We start from the raw sequence: 18,012 nt of genomic DNA, 5'->3' as shown, positions 1-18,012 counted from the left end.
TTAAGATAACCAGAGAACGATTTCTGCGTTCTTTTCCTCAGGCCATTTATCGCCTGCGGGGGGAACCTGTTTGATTATTGTCATTCCCTGACCTTTCAGTTTGGGAATGAATCCTTTCTTCACCATTATTTCAACAGCCCTGCGAATGGGCATTCCTTTTACATCAGGTACTGTTTCTCCGGAAACAGCTTTAAGCGTTGAGTTTAACCTCACCGCTTTTTTGGGCATTTCAGAAGATGTTTCCATCTTTGCCGCCATGACCGGAAGCGAGTTCTGCTTTTCCGGCAACTTGCCGTAGTAGGCAAGAGCCTCGGTCATGATTGTTTTAACTACAGGCGCGGCAACTGTTCCGCCGTAATGATTCACAGTCGGGCTGTCGACTAGTACAACCACGATATATTCGGGGTTGTATCCCGGAACCATGCCGACAAAAGAGGCCATATATTGATCGCCGTATCCGCCTTTGCCTGCTTTTTGCGCCGTTCCGGATTTACCAGCAACGGTTGTTCCGCTGATTCTGGCGCGTCTTCCAGTCCCATCTTCCTGAACAACCTCACGCATCATGGAGAGAACTTTTTCTGCTACGTCTGCACTGAAAATTCTTTTAGGTGCTTCGTCTTCTTCGGACCGGGGCAATTGCACCAATCTCAAAGGTTTCGCAATTCCTTTGTTGGCAACACATAAAAAGGCTTTCGCCATTTGTAGAGCCGTGACCCCTATGCCTTGTCCAAATGATCCCGCTGCAAGATCAATTTCGTTCCAGTCTGCGGCAGGGCGGATTGAACCGACCCGGTCACCGGGTAGAGGCAAACCTGTTTTTCTACCGAATCCAACGTCGATCAGAAACTTGTGATAATTTTGAGCACCAAGTTCAAGTCCGATTTTTGCTGAGCCGATATTGCTGGAATATCTGAGCACCTTATGAGCCGGCAGCCAGCCATATTTATGCGTATCTTTTATGTACTTTCCGTTCAGGTTCCATCTTCCGCCTTCGCAGTCGATGAGTTTTTCAGGAGTTATTACTCCATGTTTTAAAGCGGCGGCGATCAAGAAGGGTTTCATTGTAGAACCCGGCTCGACCACGTCAATCGCCGCACGGTTTCTCCATGTCTTAGGAGAGCTGGTGCGGAAAATATTCGGGTTGAATCTCGGACAGTTGGCCAGTGCGAGGATTTCTCCTGTCGCAACTTCCACAACAATTGCCGTACCCCATTTCGCATCGTATTTTTTTATAGTTTCAACCAGAGTATTTTCAGCCACTGATTGCAGATGCGAATCAATAGTCAGGTGAATGTCTTTGCCTCTGATATCAACTTCACGACCCATCTCATCAAGATAGAGCCTGCGTCCTGATGCGTCCCTTTGAACCACGAATTGTGCTTTGCGTCCTGCAAGGCGGTCATTAAATTCTTTTTCGAGACCTTCAAGACCTTTTCCGTCAATCCCTGCGAATCCGAGCAGTTGTCCTGCCAGATGGTTGTAGGGATACAGCCTGACAAATTCCGTTGTCAGGTAAACTCCAGGCAATTTTGCCTTTTTTATCTTATTGGCGGCTCTATCGTCGAGCTGCCTTTTAATCCAGATGAAATTCGATTTCTTGGAAAGACTTTTTTTAAGTTTAGACCTTGATATTCCAAGGATCTTTGAAAGCTTAGTTACAGTCCTTCCAACGTCTTTGACATTTACAGGGCGTATATAAAGCGATGAAGCTTCAACACTTGTTGCAAGTAAATTACCGTTTCGGTCAAAAATGGAACCGCGTTCTCCGCGTTCAAGTTCCGCCGCAAGATGTTGGCGCAGTGCAAGTCGTGAAAGATCAGCGCCTTTATAAAGCTGCAACCATGCGGCTCTACCAAGTAGCCCTGTCCACAAAAGGGCGAAAAGAACCATGACGAAGAGCATTTTATTTTTGCTCGACTTCAGGTTTTCTTTTTTCCTTTTTGCCACGATTCAGGCTCCTGTTTTTAGTTGTCGGTGCTATTGCTTTCTGTTCTCACGGGGTCTTCTTATTTGCCCCTGTGAGGCTGGGCCGAATCCGTACTTTTTCGCCAATTTTCTTAATCTTATCGGGGAGAGAAGGTTGTTGTTTTCAACTTCCAGTTTCCCTTCAAGAGCTTCCTGCTCATTAAGTATTTTTTCCATTCGTCTTAAATTATAAGCCTTGTCGACACGTTCTATATTAAGCCAGACCGATATAAGCCCTAAAATAAGAGCTGAGGCCATTGTTGCGGTCAGGGCTAAAGCGATGCCTTTGGGGTCATTTTTCATGACAGGATCACTTTTTTTCCTGTGACCTTTCAGCCACTCGGAGTTTTGCGCTTCGGCTACGTGGATTGACTTCCATTTCCTCTTCTGTGGGCAGAATAGGTTTTTTTGTCAGCACGTTCATTCTTTGTTTGTTTCCACACGTGCATACCGGCTGCATTGGCAGACAGTCACATTCTTTGGATTCATCTCTAAAAGATCTTTTAACTATTCTGTCTTCCAGTGAATGGAAGGATATAACCGCGACTCTAGCTCCGGGATTGAGTCTTTCGGGGATTCTGTGCAGAAATTTTTTAAGCTCTTCAAGCTCTGAATTGACTGCAATGCGTAAACCCTGAAATGTTCTTGTTGCCGGATGTGTTCTGGATAAAGCCCGCCGCTTGGCTGGGTAAGTTTTAGAAACAATAGCAGCCAGTTCCAGAGTGGTTGTTATCTTTTTTATTTCTCTTGCCTTAATGATAGCGCTTGCGATCTTTGAACCCAGAGGTTCTTCTCCGTACATTTTAATTATTCTGACAAGATCGGAATAAGATGCTTTATTTACAATACTTGAAGCAGGAGGCATTCCTCCTGAAGGGTCCATTCGCATGTCCAGCGGACCGTCTTTAGCAAAGCTGAAACCTCTTTCAGCCCGGTCAAGGTGCAAAGATGAAACTCCTAGATCCAGAATTACTCCATCAATTTTTTCCCAGCCCATTTCATTAAGAGCTTCTTCAAATTTGCTGAAGGCCAAATGAAACCGGTGAGCCCTGTCTTCGAAAGGAGCCAGTCTCACTTCTGCAAGATCAAGAGCCTGTTCATCTCTATCCAGTCCTATCAATTGAGCGCCTTCGCCGGCAGCTTCCAGAATAGCACTGGAATGTCCGCCCATACCTAAAGTTCCATCAAGATACAGACCTCCGGGTTTAGGGGCGATCCAGTCAATGACTTCTTTAAGTAGAACAGAGGTGTGAACCTTTTCAGGGGTCGTATTCTTTGTTTCCATAACTTCCTGATTCAATCTTTGGGTTCTGGGGGGAACTTTTTGAATCTTTGGTGGCTTAAGGAAATTAAGTTTCCAAAATTAAATAAGAACTATGTGCAACAGTGGGGCGATGAAGCGATGTCTAGAACGGAAGCTCTACTCCGCTCTGAGATAATTCCTCGGAAACGTCGTCGAAATCCTGTTCAAGCAGAGCTTCAAAAGCTCTTTTGTCCCAGACTTCAAACCTGTCGCCGACTCCAGCCAGAACAATTTCCTTGTCCAGCTTACCGCTTTTACGCAAATGGGAGGGGATGGTGATTCGACCTTGTTTATCAAGGTGAACTTCTTCAGAACCGGAAATGATAATACGGATGAAATTTCTCAGACTTCGGCTTGGATTCTTGATTTTAGCAAGGTTTTCTTCAAGAATAGCCCAGTCAGGAGGAGTGAAACCGACGATGTTTCCTTCAAAAATAGTTAAAGTCACGAGACCTTCCGCAGAATCAGAGTAAATCTGATCCCGGAATTCCGGTGTAAGCATCAGTCTGCCTTTGGCATCCATGCTTCGATGAGCGTGACTTCTAAATTTCATTCCGTCTACCACTTAATTACACAGTTCTACCACCAATTCCCCCCGTCTCTCCACCTGTGTGTGAAAATATGCAAAAAGTCAATACCTCTTTAAAAAAATGGCAGTACAAAAATGTACTGAACACGGGCGTTAAATTCTTTTTTTGGTGTTTTAACAGTTTAAATATATGGACTTTAGAAAACTACTTTGGAGAATAAAAAAAAATGTGTTTTTTAAAAAATAATTACTAAAAAATACTATCTTAAGTGAGAGACTCTTCACGAATGGGAATATGAATGCTATAGGCTTTTGCTATAGGGTGAGTATTTTTAGGAAAGAGTTGTTTTTTTTAGGGGGAAAGCTTTCTGTAAATTACGTAAAGATCGTTTGGATAATGTTGTGTAGTTAAATCTTACGGAAAGTTGTCCTACTTTTGGAGAGTGTTACGGTATGAATGCGAAAGGTAAAATGTCAGTTCCTGAGGGGTTGAATGAGGAATTTTATCAGATAACTGCTGATATTCTTCAAAGTTTTAACAAGTTCAGACCACCTTTGGATATTTTTCTTTTTAAAGAGGATATCGGCCGTATAGCTTCGTACTATAAAGTCGGAGAGAGACTCAGCAAAGAACGCATCGAAGAGCTTTCAGGCTTGGTTCAGGAGGGATTGATATTTGTATCCCGTGCTGATCATGCTGTTTATGTAAAGCATATAGCTTATCAGCTTGATTTGGTTCTTATTGATCGTAATCTTAAAGAAAGCGAAATAGCTGATATTTTTATTGAAGCGTTAACAATGCGTATGACGGAATTTTTTGATCAGCCGATTGCGGCTGTCTTAGAAAAACTGTGGTCCGATTTGATGGTGCTCACAGAGTATCTCTGGGATGACGTACATAGAATCAAAGCTTTGGCAAAACGTCTCCACAAGGAACACTCTCTGGCTAAACACAGTGTTAACAGCGGAGTTCTCGGGCTTGCAATATTCATCAGAATAAAAGCAGATTCGTTTGTTAAAAAAGAGATTACCCGGAATCATTTTAACAGACTTACAGCCGGCATGTTTCTTCATGATCTTGGAATGACTAAAATACCTGCTTTCATTCGTGAAAAACCGAAACCGTTGACCACGGATGAACGTAACAAAATAGATAAGCACCCTTTGATCGGTTATGAAATGTTGAGTAAGTTGGATCTTAAATATAAAGAAATTGAAGCTTGTGTAATTGAACATCATGAGCGCTTGAATGGAAAAGGATATCCTCAGAAAAAATCAGGGAAAGAGATAACTCAGCTTGGCAGAATTTGCGCTGCGGTGGATTCTTATTGTTCCATGATTACCATCAGGCCTTATACAGAGGCTATTGAGCCGGTTAAAGCTGCCTCGATGATTTCTCAGGATGCCAAATATGATCCTGAAGTCACTAAGTACATTCAAGCATGGGCTTTGACTGTAAAAAAGTAATTCAGTTCAAAAGAATTAGGCGTATAACAGAACAGCCCGCAATCTAAGATTGCGGGCTGTTTTTTTTGAGGGCTGATAAATTATTAAAACTGTGTGACTAGATCTCGAGTTAATTCACGGTATACGTCACTTATCAGGACGACACCTATTATGCTTCCGCCTTCCTGCACCAATGCCCATGAGCGATGTTTTTTGCGGAATATTTCCAGCACAACAAGCATAGGGTCTGTCGGTTTAAGGATGGGGATATCTGTTTCAATGTGATCATCAAGTGTGCTGTGACAGCAGGCTGTTCCAGCTCTTTTGAATGCTCGGTCCCAGTCTGTGTCTTCATTCAGGCGCAGATCTTCATCTTTGAGGACTTTATCTTCCACAGCCTTGAGCATGGTCCATATGGATGCAACTCCTCGAAGAGAACCCTTTTTAGTTTTTACCACGACGATATTATTATCAGGGGCAGTTTTCATACTGTCCCGGAGAAGCCTTATTGTTTCGGCAAGACTTGCTGATTCATCAATAGTAGCAAAATCTTCGCGCATCATGTCCCAGGCTCTTTTTCTCAGCAGCATCAGCATCTCCTTCGCAAAGCTGTTGTTATTTATATGAAAAACGTACAGGTCTCAGTAAATATGAGCAAGCATTCATTTGCTTTTTCCTACTGGCAATAAGTTAAAGCATATACTGGCCCTTTTCGTAAAGAGTAAGGGGTATAAAAGAAATCCTTTTGCTATAGATTCTTAAAAGTAAAATTAATCGAAATCAGCAAGCAGCGGGCCTACATGAATACCTGCAACTACCGGGTTTTCCATGTAGTTCTGGCTTATTCTCCAGTATGCCTGCTGTAGAGATGCTGAAGTTATTCCGTTTTGCAGGGAATTATATGCTTCCATGAATGCTGACAGATGATCACAAAGTTTGAGAAGTTCACCGTCTCGGGGGTCATAGCAGTCGTCATTGTAACGGGAATCGAGTTCTTCTGTTGTGACCTTTTTTGCAAAACCGCCGATTATTGCAGCTGACTGGAATTCCGATCCCGTTTCTGACCCAAGGAAATATCCTAATCTTGAAGCGATGGATTCATAGCCGTTATTAATAAGTGGTTTCATAATCTTGCTTTCAAGTTCCTGATCTTCATACTCTTTGATTAAATCACCTATGGTCGGATCTGCTTTTTTTACAGGGGATATAATATCGCGGGTAAGCAGTTCCGGCAGGTCATGAAATAGTCCTGTGAAAAAATTGTTCTGCCGTCTTGCGGGACATGCTCCGATTTCAAGACTGAAAAACCATGCATAGGTCGCGACAATATAAACATGTCCAAGAACAGACGTCTCAGGAATTCTAGGAGTTTGAGACCACCTTGTTTGAAATCTAAGCCGTCCGCAAAGGTCAGCAAATCTGCCCAGAGCCGTTGATTCAGAATTGAGTAGTTCCTGAGTTCCTTTAAGGTCTGAATAGCTTTCAAGGCGCGATCTGAAACTATCTTCGATTTCGAGGAGTTCATCGTCAGGCTGGTTAAGGTGTTTGAGAAGTTTGAATTCTGAGTAGCTTGCGTACATGTGTGATGCTGCTAAAATCCTGGCAGAAAGAGATTTGTCATCAGGATTTAAGTGAAATTTTTTGAGTCTTTCCCAGAATTCCAGTCCAAGAGGCATCAAGCGGGGGCGTAGTTGTTTCAGCACCCACTCGGATAGTTTGCGGTAGTGTTCCGGGTTTTCTTTGATGCGGTAGAATACAGGAGGTTTAATATCTGTAATTACCATTCTGAACAGGTATTCGAAGATTCCACCTTCAACAATTTCGTTTCCAAGCTGAATTTTCTCGCGCTGATCCATGTGTTCACTGTTTAGAGTGAAAAGAATCCATGCTGCAATCATTTTGTGGGCCTGTTTATCCACTTCCACCAGTTCCATCGGGCGAAGTTTGTCATTCCAGCGTTTCATAAATGAGCCGGAAAAAATGAGTTGGAGCAGGCTTTTTCGTATATTGGGCATAATAGACCTCGTGAATTAATGAGTCAGATTAATTGGTTTTAACGTAGTCTTCAGGTTTGATAACAGCACGTTTAGAACCGACTGGAATTTTTAAAAACGGGCACGCGGAATTTTGCGGAACATATTGCTGCATCTCCGGTTGCGTGGAGCAAATGTCTTTCATTTCGCTCAGGAGGTATGCCGCAGGAGATTCGACTAATTTGCGGTTTATTTTCAGAGGTTTGCAGAAAACTTCTCCCCAGTTTGTATTGTATAAAAGGCAAACTTCTTTAACCGCATTCGTTTCTCTGGGGATAGATAAATTAACAATAAAAAAAGCTTTTAACATGCGTTCAGGATTAAGAGTTTCCTCAATAGGAGTGTCGAATATGGACTTCGGGGGAAAGAACTTTTTAATATCTGTAAATAATTTTCTGATATCGCGGTCCCTTACAGGAGATGAACTGAGATCTGTCTTTATTTTTATACTGCTGTCGTATAGTCCGTTCAGCACCAGCCAAGCAAGTATGGAGGGGAGTTTAGGACTGGATTTAATTTCAGTGAAAATATTCCTAGCACCTGATTCATCAGGATATTCTCCATTTAAAACCCATTTTTTAGGATTAGGGCGAGAGGCTAGAATACTTTTGAAAAAGTGAGTTTTAGGGCCAGGCAGACAAAGCCTGTTAATTTTGAATTGGCGTTGTGTATAGTTCGCAGCAATTTTCCGGCCGAGTTTTGTGAGGTCTTCGGGCGTGATGGAAACCCCGGCAAACCTGTTCTGTTCTTTCCTGATTTTCTGATACGTATTGATCATGAAAAGGTTAATTTTTTCACCGAGAGTGAGTACAGATTTAAAATCAGTAAGGTCCACAAAGTCTTGCTTGTCAGAATCAATACTTTGTCTGGAAATATTTTCTGTAAATTCGATCAGATCTTTTTCTTCCGGCCGTTCAGGAGTTTTATTTGTGTATTTCTCTCCGAGCAGACCGCATTTAAGCCGTAAAGCCATTCCTGTCAGCCATCCGTTTTCGAATTCCCCCTGCCTGTTGTAAAAAACAGCAAGTTCCCGGTACATCAACATGTAAGGGTCAACGCGAATCAGTTCACGCTGTCCTTCGAGAATGTTTTTCTTAATTGTTTCGCATAGCAGAGGTGCTCTGGTTCCCGAAGTATATCGTTCAAGCAGACCGAATTTCATAATGGATTTGAAAGGACTTTTAACTCCTTTTACAATCTGCCACAGAGATGCTCCGAAAAATTCTTCGCCGGGGATACGAGGCACATTGCCGAGATCCACAGCAAAATTTTGCCCTTTCAGAACCGCGACCCGTTTCTTAACTGTTTGATAAATTTTGTCGGTAGCCTCAACGGGGGAGAACCACCAAAGAGGCGGCTTGCCCGCTATGAGCAGAGCGGAGCGATAGAATTCTTCTTTGAGAATAGCCCCTTGTGCGGAGCCTGAACTTTCCGCATCACTTATCCCGAAATTGTTATCACGTACTTCCTGCACATCCATCAGGAAGAAATGAACTTCAACTGAAAATTCTCGCATGGCCCATTCTTCAATAAGGCCCAGCTTATATTTTAAGCGATCTCTGCTTACTGATGAGTTTAGCGAGAAGTCGCAACATACCCAGCAATCGAGATCCGATGATACCGTTTGAGCGATTGTTCCAATACTTCCTATTGTCAGTATGGTTTCAATCGGTACAAAGTTTTCAGGATTCTCTTCTGGTTTAATCTCAGGGAAAAGGTCCGTGAGAATAGAAGTCGTCTCAGGTGAAGGAGTATACCCTGAAATTTTTGAAGGGACAGATTCCGCTTCTAATTTAAGCGCTTTTTCAAATATATCGGTATGCAGCAGAACGGGCAGTATTTTAAAGAAAATTTTTGCTTTATCGGTTAATTTTTCTTCAGCCCAGCTTGTACGTCGTTCGTTGTTTTCTGCAAATTTTTCATAATTGCGGTTGATATCTTTTACCGCAAACCATCTTTTTATGGCCTTAAAAATGAGATCACGGGCAGATTCTTCAAGTTTACTTAATCCAGCCGGTTTTTTCTTTAGCCGCTCTCTTTCAGCCAGACGTGCACCGAGAGTTCTTTCCATGGCGGTCAGCATGGCTGGAGCATCCGTTAAAATGTTAACGGCCTGGCATTTTCCGGTAGAACAGTTGGATAATGAAATGTTTTTTATTTCAGTGTTGTTGAAAAAGGTTTTTTCAAAATCGCTGTCTTTGATGGTTACCCCGTTCACAACTCCCCGGAAAAAAACTGTTTCTCTAAAATCAGAAATGTCGAATGTACATGATTTGATCTGTGTTCTGCATAAAAAAGCTCCGGCGATAGTCACTGCTGAAAAATCATTCTGGTTGATTGAACACAAGAAGAATGTTGCAGAATCAAAGTGGGTTGTTTTGATGCTGCATTTTTTGAAGGTAGTATCGTACAACATGGAATTGTTGAATGAGCAGCCGGAGAAGGAACAGTTTTTAAATTCACATTCTATCAGTATAGCATCAGCAAAAGAGGTTGATTCAAAATTGCATCCGACAAATTTACATTTTTCCATCGTGGATGCTCTTAAGTCAGAGGCATTGAAGGTGGAAGATTGAAAGGTCAGATTTTTTGAAAGGCTCTTCCAGCGATTAAGTTTGTGCAACCGCTGGTTTGAAATTTGCGCGTCTACATATATATCAGGTGAAGCGTCAGATTCTTCGATTTCTTTGCCGAAAATTCTTTTAAATCCTTTGGCAGCCTGTTTTTTTTCAATATTTAAGACAATTGGTGCACCCAGCTTGACAAAATCCACTCCGGGAACAGGTCTTCCTACGGGAGATGCCGGTTTAGCTGGATCTTTAGGAGTATCTATTCTGATGGCTTCTGCAATTATTGCACTGAGAGCTTTATTATTTTTACCGCGCGAACCTTTCATCATTGCTGATACGTTCTGACCGAAGCAGTGCGGGTCTTCTTCACATAGAGTGGAGAACAAGGCTGAAATTACAGGGGCATGAAAATGGGGAGAAATACCCGTCATAAATTTAGCAAAATTATCGCTGTCCAATCTGGGCAGTCTGTTGATTATTTCCGCTCTTATTTTGGGTGCGTTGTTGAAAAGCTGGGCGAAGATAGGTCCGCTTTTTCTGCACCCGAATTTTGCGATAATATTCATGGCTGCTTTACCGAGAGACAGAGTCGGAGATTCAGCAAGCGGCATGATTTCTTTTAAAAGATTGTTGTCAATCGACTCGGCAAGTCTGTTTATGGCGCAAAGAACTTTTTCCATGATCAGCGGGTCCATGGTGCGCAGGTGAAGAGCCACATCTGTAACCAGTTCATTGTCTGGATATGAAGGGACGGTTCCAGAATAAAAGCTGATCTGTTCCAGAGATTCCGGTTGTGTAAGCTCTTTGCGGCACTTAGAACCGTAGTTGCCGGACATGAACTTTTCCAGAGTGAAAAAGGTCAGCTGTCCTTTATGGGTTCCATTCTTTTTGAAAAAAGTAACAGCCTCTTCAGGGTCAAAATCGGAAACTTTAGAGATAATAGCTTGAGCTAGTTTTTTCCTTTCTTGAGGCAGGTCATGACTCAGAGCAAGCATTCTGTCGGCAACTGCAATATGAGATGTTTCGGTTTGCCGATTGAACCATTCTTTCACTTTTGAAAGAGGCATGAGTTTGCAGGAAAGTATTTCAGCCGCAAGAGTACGACCGAAAAGGTCCAGATTGGAAAGGGCGTCCAGACATATGTCGACTGCAGAGTCTTCTGTTTTATATGCAGAGGGTGAGGAAACCGTTGAAGAAGTTTCAGCTTCTAACGATTTAAGAGCAAGGCCGTAAAGGAGTACTGCAAATCTTGCTGTTTGCTGAGGATTGAAAATTCTGTCGGGCACCAGAAATCTCGATTCAACCTTGGACCGCAAATCGAAAAGTTGTCTTTCTTCCGGCGGGTAAAGATTAAAGCGTCGTAATTCCCGGAGCAGAGTGTCATGTTTTACCGGTTCGGACATAAGCATTAATAATCACGGAACCCTGAGATTACTCAGAGTTCCGTGAGGATATATTCATTGGTTTTAAAGAATGTAAGGAAAGCCCCTCACCCCTTGCTAGTTTTTTGAATCGTGTCAGCTTTTGTCGTGTCTAGTCAACAAAGCAATACATTCTATGTGTGCTGTATGCGGGAACATATCTACAGAGCTGAATTTTGTAAGTGTGTATTTTCCTTCCAGTCTTTCCGCATCACGGGCAAGAGTGGATGGGTTGCAGGAAACGTAAATAATTTTTTCAGGAGCCATAGACAGTATTCTCGCAAGAGTCGGTGCTGGAACTCCGCTTCTAGGCGGATCTAATACAATAACGTCCGGCTTTGGCAGTTCCACGGGAATTCCGTCTTTATCTGCAAGATTTGCTGTGATGTACTGGCAGTTTTCGATTTTATTCAGTTCGGCGTTTTCTCTGGCAGAAAGAACGGTTTCCTTAGAAAGTTCGAAACCGATAACTTTTTTAACCGAACTTGCCATAAACATTCCGATTCCGCCTGATCCGCAGAAAAGGTCGTAGACCACGTCGCTTGCAGCGGGGGCAGCCATATCAAGACAGTTCTGGAAAAGGACTTCCGCTCCGGCTGAATTGGTCTGGAAGAATGCGTTAGGGCTGATTTTATAGCTGACAGGAGTGCCGTCGGATTTTTTCAGAGTTTCGGTGATGAACGGTTCTCCCTTGAGGGAAATAAGGCGTTCGCCTGCTGCGATGTCAGGTCTGCCGATGCGAGTAGAATGCGCAAAGGTTTTAAGATCTGGAATTTCGGCGAACAGAAGTTCTTCGAGTCCTTTAATAGCGCTGTGAGTTTTTGAAGGTGCGGTAATGACGTGAATCATGATCTTACCGCTTTCGTGTGAAACTCTGACAACCAGTTTGCGCCAGTATCCGCCTTTACCATGTCTATATGTTCCGTACTTGCTTTTTGAGCAGTATGACTGAACCATAGCAGGAATATTTTTGCAGGATTCCGGTAGCAAAGGGCATGTGCCGACACTGACTACTTCTGTTTCAGAACCGCGTTTTTTAAAGCCTACGGTCAGCTCGTCTCCGTATCCCTGAAAAGAAAAATTCATTCTATTGCGGTAGCCTGTTTCAAGAGGCGAACCCAGAGTATCTTTACCCATACCTTCGGTTTCTTGTGAAATCTTACCGATTCTGGCTAGAGTATCGCTGACTTGGCGTCCTTTCCAGTATGTCTGCGACTTGTAATCAATGTCCTGATGCAGGCAGCCGCCGCAAGTTCCGAAGTGTTCACAAAAAGGTGTAGCTTCTTCTTTGGAGTGAGTGACAACTTCAAGACGTTTTGCGAAGGCAAATCTTTTTTTGAGCTTAGTAATTTCGCAACTCAAAACCTGTCCAGGTACTGCGTTGTCCACAAAAATTGTCAATCCTTCATGGCGAGCAATACCCTGTCCTCCGAACGCTAAAGACTCAATCTCAATTTCTATAGTACTGCCCTTTGCAAGGGCATTGTTTTCATTAGTCATATTTGACAGTTCTCCTTGAGCCGCTATATATTCCGGCTCATGATTGATAAAGCAACCGCTCTCGAGTCGGTGCTGCGGAAGTTAAAAAAGCTTCCTGTAGGGCACTGCATAGACCTGCGAACATACAAACGCAACCGTTCTTTGCTCATTATACACTATCAGAGTGAGGACTTCACTATATTTGAAGACGGTTATGAAACGATTGAGCATAATGTAAAGTTGAAAGAGGTGCGCAAGCTATTGAAAACTCTCTTTAAGCGTGAATTTCCCCGTAGTAATAAAATAAGAATGTATGAACTCGGTGAATATGATGATTCTATGCGTGAACGTGAGATGAAGAAGTTATGAATTATCGATATCTACTTGCAAAAACGGCGTATTCTGAATAAAGGTACAGTGCTGTAACCGGAGTTCTACATATCATACGGCGGGAGATTTTTATGTTTAAACGATTTTTATTAATGCTGCTTATGCTTTTTATTTTTGCATCCGCTGCATTTGCTGCAGAGCAGGCTGAGAACGGTACTGAGGGGAATTCAACTTCTATTATAGATGAAGCTCCTGCTCAGGTTATTCCCGCTGACTATACCGAAGAGGGCGTTGCCTCATGGTATGGAGAAAAATTTCAGGGAAAAGTAACTGCCAGCGGTGAACCTTATGATATGGAAAAGCTGACCGCAGCCCATAATTATCTGCCACTTGGTGTAAAAGTTACTGTTACAAATCTTGGTTCCGGTAAAAGTGTTGCCGTAACTATTAATGACAGAGGTCCGTTTGTGCCGGACCGGATTATAGATCTTTCCCGCGCAGCAGCGGAGAAGCTCGGATTTATCGATGCAGGCAAGGCTAATGTCCGTATTGAGCCTTACCGCCCGGAAGTGAAAAAAGAAATTGTCGCTGCGCCTGTAGTTACAAAACTTTATGGTGCTTTTTATATTCAGGTTGGAGCATATAAGATTAAAGAAAATGCTGATAGATTGATTGAACGACTCGGAAAGGCCGGTTTTAATAATGCCAGACTTGTAAGGGTTGTGACTGACACTGCTCAAATATTCAAGGTTCAGTTGGGAATGTACAAAACTCTCGCCAGTGCGCGTAAAGCCTCTTTGAAAATAGGGGCCGGTTTTCCCGGATCATTTGTACTCGCGGATGTGATTCAGGAGTAGAATTTAAGTTTTATATTTTAAGGGAATTAAAAAAGTAAAAACCCGCGTTCGAAATTATCGAGCGCGGGTTTTTTTGTGTGATGTCTGTTTTTATTGAAGAGGAGTATCTTTATCGTTCGGATTATTGGTTTCAATGTCGATTACATTATCGATTTTTTGTGAGTTTTGGTCTTGATTAGTCCAAGCTTTGAACTCTGTCTGATGGTAGGTCATGTGGACATTAGGTCTTTTCTTCCATTCTTCCATCTGGATGCGCAACCAGCGTTTAAAAAATCCGCGTGTGGGCGGGAAGAGTAAGAGAAGACCGAGTGCATCGGTGATAAATCCGGGAGTTAGCAGAACAAGTCCTGCTGCAAATATGATGACTGCATCGAGAATTTCTTCGGCGGGCATGATCCCTTGATCCATGCTTTCGCGTACTTTCTGCATTGTAGACATGCCTTGCGAACGGGCGAGTGATGCTCCGATGAAAGCTGTGAGCAGAACCAGCATAACGGTGTTAAGTGTGCCGATTTCTGAACCTATCTGTACTAATAGGTATAAATCAAAGATCGGAATAATAACAAAGGCTAAAAATAGTTTGCCAAGCATTAATTTTTTCTCCGTGCTTTAAAATCTTATCCGGTGCTTTGAAAAATAAGCATGATTCCCATGAAGACAAGCAGAATCATGACCATTCTTTTATATAATCCTTCAGAAACCTTTCCTGAAAGAGTGTGGCCAAGGTAAACTCCCAGTTGAACAGGAATAATGGAAGCGAGAAATAGTTTGAGGACATACTGGGTGGTCAACCCGCTTAACAGATGTCCTGTTGCTCCCATTACCGCTGCTGCCAGAAAAAAACCGGACAGCGTGGCTTTTAGCTCATTCTTTTTCCAGCCCATAAGGGAGGAATAAATTAAAGTCGGTGGTCCGCCGGCACTGATTGCGGCGGTTATAGATCCTGTTAAAAAGCCTGCAAGAAGTCCCCATGCGGGTTTTAATTTCAGGGCAACAGGTTTGACGAAAAGGGAATATGTTGCGTAGCCCGACACAAGGATTCCGAGAAATAATGTTATAATATGACCGTCCAATTCTTTGAGGACGAGAGTTCCGAAAATTGACCCGGGTACACTGCCTATAATCAGGGGCATAATCTTTTTAAGGTCAAGGCTTGAGCGTAAGTTGAGACACATTCTGAGGGTGATGGTAACCCCGCAGAGAGTGCAGACGGCAACAGCCGTTTTAATGTCGATGATAAAAGCAAGAAGCGGCATTGCAATAAGCGCTGAACCGAAGCCGGTTAAACCTTGCAAAAAGCCTGAACTTAGAAGTATTAATGGTACTGCTATAAAAGGTGTCATGTTGATATCAGGGGGGGGCAAAAAGGTCAGCGAAATTGCTGTTAATTAAAAGTCTTGCGGAATATTTCAGGGATTAATTTTTGAGTAGGACTAAAAGCGTTCTATCTTCACGAAGGGGTGTTTCTGTTATCACTTCGGCATGTTTTACCTTTGCGATAATATCGATTCGTTTCCGTTGGTCTGAAGAGATTTCAACAGAAAGCGTTGTGCCCGATTTGAGATCTTGAAGACGAGAACTCGTCTCTATGAAGCCGGCTCAGCAATCGGCCCAGCAGATGACTGTTTCATTTGTGTTCATAATGATTAAGCTTGAAGACAAGGCCGGATTCCGTAAAGAATCCGGCCCTGAATATTATTTCTTGTTCTTCATAGCTTCTTGGAGTTTCATTCCAAGAAGTCCGCCGAATCCGCTGGAATCACCGGAAGTGGTGACTTTAGGCTCGGATTTACGGGAAGCTGACTTTTTAGAAGCAGCAGGTTTTGCGTACTTCTTCCAGTCGATATCTTCTTTAGGATCACCTGCGTTCAGGGTTACCTTGCGATCAGCTAAGTTAAGTTCTTCAATGAGAAGTTTAACTTTTTGGCCGGGAGTCAGTGCTTCCAGTTCACTTTTCCTTTCTGAACGGGAGATGCGTGACATTGGTAGAAGTCCGGTTATGCCGGGAGCAAGGCTCACGAAAATTCCGAATTCAGCTTTGTTTTCAACAACGCCTTCTACTTCTGTTCCGACTTTGAAAGAATCAGCCGCGTCAAGCCATGGATCACCTTCAGCATCTTTCATGCTGAGAGCAATACGGCGTTTGACTGGGTCAAGATCTTTGATCATGACAGAAACTTCCTGTCCGGGAGTGACTTCATCACCTGGCTTGTGGACGCGTTTGGTATAACTCATTTCAGAGATATGAACGAGACCTTCGATACCGGGAGCGATTTCAACAAATACACCGAAGTCAGCGCAACGGGCAACTGTTCCGGTAATTTTGTCGCCGGCTTTAAACTTGTCACCGACTTCGTCCCAAGGATCAGCCTGAAGCTGCTTGAGAGAAAGACCGATTTTAAGTCCTTTGCCGTCTTTGCGAGGTTCAATGGAAAGGATTCTGACAGTGATTTCATCACCGGGCTGAACTACATCTTCAGGCTTAGCAGAACGTGACCAGCTAAGTTCTGAAACGTGAACCATTCCTTCCACACCGGGAACAAGTTCCACAAATGCGCCGAAGGCCATGAGTTTGGTAACTTTACCCTCAAGAACTGTTCCAGGCTCAACTTCCGCGACAAATTTCTCGCGGAATTTTTCCTGTTCAACTTCAAGAAGAGCTCTGCGGGAAACAACTACGTTGCGACCGCCTTCCTCAAACTTGATGACCTTAAAGTTGTGTGTATCACCCACGTAATCTTCGGGGGTTTCCACGAAAGTTGCGTCAATCTGGCTGACGGGGCAGAACACCTTGCGGTGCATCATGCTAACTCTGAAACCGCCTTTGCAGGTTTCTGTAACCTTACCTTCTACCGGAACGCCGCTTTCGTATGCTTCACGAAGCATATTCAGGCCGCCTGCGCCGGACATGGCTTTGGATAGGCTGATTCCATTGCTGTCGATGGAGATTACGTAGAGTTCTACGGAGTCTCCGTCTTTAACAGTCAGTTCGCCTTCGGGATCGAGGAGCTCGTCACGGTTAACTATTCCATCGACTTTGGATCCGGTGTCTATAAACACGGAATCCTTAGTGATTGAAATTACAGTTCCTTTAACTAGATCACCGACTTGAAGGTTGTCGTTTGATTCTGACTGAAAAGCTTCAAAAAGTTCGGCAAAGTTTTCTTCGCCATTTGCTTCCAAGTTTTGCTCGGACATTCTCTGTACTCCTGGGGGGAAAGTCATCGCGACAGATGTGTTTTTTAGTGCCGCGAACATTGGGAACCTAACGGTAATGGAAGCATTTTTCAAACGATTTATTCAAGATATTTCAGTTAAGGACTTTCCGTAGAGCGCAGAACCGAGTGCTCCGACCATATCCGGGCCTTCCGGAATCAGCGGTTTAATGTTGAGTGCGTCTGTTAACATGTTGATAACACAAGGGTTGTTGGCAACTCCTCCTGCAAAAACAAAGGGTTCAGACAGTCCCACCCTGTGCAGCATATTTGTTGTGCGGCGCACAATGGAAGCATGTAAACCAAGAGCAATATCACGAGGATTTTTACCTTGAGCCATAAGTGAGGTTGCTTCTGTCTCCGCAAAAACGGTGCACATGCTGTTTATTGTGAGCGGTTCGGTTCCCCCGAGAGCGTAATTTCCGAACTCTTCAATGGGGAGTTGAAAGACAGTTGCCAGATGTTCAAGAAATTTTCCTGTTCCGGCTGCGCAGCGATCATTCATTTCAAATTTGGCAACTTTGCCGTTTTTCATAAGTGAGATTGCTTTAGTGTCCTGTCCGCCTATATCGAGGATGGTTCGTGCTTCAGGAAAAAGGTATGAAATGCCGAGTGCGTAAGCTTTTATTTCAGTCAGAGATACGCAAGGTGCTCCGCATATTTCTTCGGTGACAAGTTTTCTGCCGTAGCCGGTTGCGGAAATCAGATCCGCTTTGACTCCGTCCAGAATTATTTTTAATTGTGAGGCAGGATCGAAAGTTGTGGGCAACTTGCGTTCAAGCACTATTCCATTTTTATCAAGCAGAACTAATTCCATTGACCGTGAGCCTATATCAATTCCAGCAATCATTTTTTTCTCATCTA

15 protein-coding genes are annotated in these 18,012 nt (G+C 43.3%); 3 read left to right on the top strand and 12 right to left on the bottom strand.

Annotated features, from left to right (window positions below):
* From BLT41_RS00215 to mraZ, 4 genes are all read right to left on the bottom strand, one after another.
* Window positions 1–1,947, bottom strand: coding sequence for a penicillin-binding transpeptidase domain-containing protein (locus BLT41_RS00215; protein WP_092157128.1), 1,947 nt, complete (start codon window positions 1,945–1,947; stop codon window positions 1–3).
* Between the two features lie 30 nt (window positions 1,948–1,977).
* Window positions 1,978–2,268 carry a hypothetical protein gene (locus BLT41_RS00210; RefSeq protein ID WP_092157127.1) on the bottom strand — a complete coding sequence of 97 codons (291 nt, stop codon included), beginning with the start codon at window positions 2,266–2,268 and terminating at the stop codon, window positions 1,978–1,980.
* A gap of 7 nt (window positions 2,269–2,275) precedes the next feature.
* Window positions 2,276–3,250 (bottom strand): 16S rRNA (cytosine(1402)-N(4))-methyltransferase RsmH, encoded by a 975-nt coding sequence (gene rsmH / locus BLT41_RS00205; RefSeq protein WP_092157126.1) that lies wholly within the window; start codon window positions 3,248–3,250, stop codon window positions 2,276–2,278.
* Window positions 3,251–3,371: 121 nt separating this feature from the next.
* On the bottom strand, window positions 3,372–3,821 hold the full coding sequence (mraZ, locus tag BLT41_RS00200) for a division/cell wall cluster transcriptional repressor MraZ (RefSeq protein ID WP_092158750.1): 450 nt from the start codon (window positions 3,819–3,821) through the stop codon (window positions 3,372–3,374).
* 429 nt (window positions 3,822–4,250) lie between these two features.
* On the opposite strand from mraZ, the gene BLT41_RS00195 reads away from it, so the two are divergent.
* Window positions 4,251–5,264: an HD-GYP domain-containing protein gene (locus tag BLT41_RS00195; protein ID WP_092157125.1), complete on the top strand. Its 1,014-nt coding sequence runs from the start codon at window positions 4,251–4,253 to the stop codon at window positions 5,262–5,264.
* Between the two features lie 83 nt (window positions 5,265–5,347).
* Here BLT41_RS00195 and BLT41_RS00190 read toward each other — a convergent pair whose 3' ends face one another.
* The 4 genes from BLT41_RS00190 to rlmD form a co-directional block, all read right to left on the bottom strand.
* Window positions 5,348–5,833: a CBS domain-containing protein gene (locus BLT41_RS00190; RefSeq protein WP_092157124.1), complete on the bottom strand. Its 486-nt coding sequence runs from the start codon at window positions 5,831–5,833 to the stop codon at window positions 5,348–5,350.
* 180 nt (window positions 5,834–6,013) lie between these two features.
* The gene (locus tag BLT41_RS00185; RefSeq protein ID WP_092157123.1) at window positions 6,014–7,258 is read right to left on the bottom strand and encodes an HD domain-containing protein; all 1,245 of its coding nucleotides are present in this window, start codon (window positions 7,256–7,258) and stop codon (window positions 6,014–6,016) included.
* Between the two features lie 28 nt (window positions 7,259–7,286).
* Window positions 7,287–11,255 carry a class I adenylate cyclase gene (locus BLT41_RS00180; RefSeq protein ID WP_244512156.1) on the bottom strand — a complete coding sequence of 1,323 codons (3,969 nt, stop codon included), beginning with the start codon at window positions 11,253–11,255 and terminating at the stop codon, window positions 7,287–7,289.
* A gap of 108 nt (window positions 11,256–11,363) precedes the next feature.
* Window positions 11,364–12,767 carry a 23S rRNA (uracil(1939)-C(5))-methyltransferase RlmD gene (gene rlmD / locus BLT41_RS00175; RefSeq protein WP_092157122.1) on the bottom strand — a complete coding sequence of 468 codons (1,404 nt, stop codon included), beginning with the start codon at window positions 12,765–12,767 and terminating at the stop codon, window positions 11,364–11,366.
* Between the two features lie 39 nt (window positions 12,768–12,806).
* Here rlmD and BLT41_RS00170 point away from each other — a divergent pair, with 39 nt between their 5' ends.
* A complete protein-coding gene (locus BLT41_RS00170) occupies window positions 12,807–13,115 on the top strand; it encodes a hypothetical protein (RefSeq protein ID WP_092157121.1) in 309 nt (102 codons plus the stop codon).
* Between the two features lie 92 nt (window positions 13,116–13,207).
* On the top strand, window positions 13,208–13,933 hold the full coding sequence (locus tag BLT41_RS00165) for a septal ring lytic transglycosylase RlpA family protein (protein WP_092157116.1): 726 nt from the start codon (window positions 13,208–13,210) through the stop codon (window positions 13,931–13,933).
* A 90-nt stretch (window positions 13,934–14,023) separates the two neighbouring features.
* Here BLT41_RS00165 and BLT41_RS00160 read toward each other — a convergent pair whose 3' ends face one another.
* The 4 genes from BLT41_RS00160 to BLT41_RS00145 form a co-directional block, all read right to left on the bottom strand.
* Window positions 14,024–14,524: an FxsA family protein gene (locus BLT41_RS00160; RefSeq protein WP_092157114.1), complete on the bottom strand. Its 501-nt coding sequence runs from the start codon at window positions 14,522–14,524 to the stop codon at window positions 14,024–14,026.
* Between the two features lie 26 nt (window positions 14,525–14,550).
* Window positions 14,551–15,276, bottom strand: a complete 726-nt coding sequence (locus BLT41_RS00155) for a sulfite exporter TauE/SafE family protein (RefSeq protein ID WP_092157110.1) — start codon at window positions 15,274–15,276, stop codon at window positions 14,551–14,553.
* Window positions 15,277–15,628: 352 nt separating this feature from the next.
* Window positions 15,629–17,131 carry a 30S ribosomal protein S1 gene (locus BLT41_RS00150; RefSeq protein ID WP_092157104.1) on the bottom strand — a complete coding sequence of 501 codons (1,503 nt, stop codon included), beginning with the start codon at window positions 17,129–17,131 and terminating at the stop codon, window positions 15,629–15,631.
* Between the two features lie 102 nt (window positions 17,132–17,233).
* Window positions 17,234–17,998: an acyl-CoA dehydratase activase gene (locus BLT41_RS00145; protein ID WP_092157102.1), complete on the bottom strand. Its 765-nt coding sequence runs from the start codon at window positions 17,996–17,998 to the stop codon at window positions 17,234–17,236.
* Window positions 17,999–18,012 lie beyond the last annotated feature (14 nt).

It is taken from the genome of Maridesulfovibrio ferrireducens (genome assembly GCF_900101105.1).
Classification (GTDB): domain Bacteria; phylum Desulfobacterota; class Desulfovibrionia; order Desulfovibrionales; family Desulfovibrionaceae; genus Maridesulfovibrio; species Maridesulfovibrio ferrireducens.
Note: the sequence above shows the minus strand (reverse complement) of the source record. Positions and strands in the feature narration are given on the sequence as shown.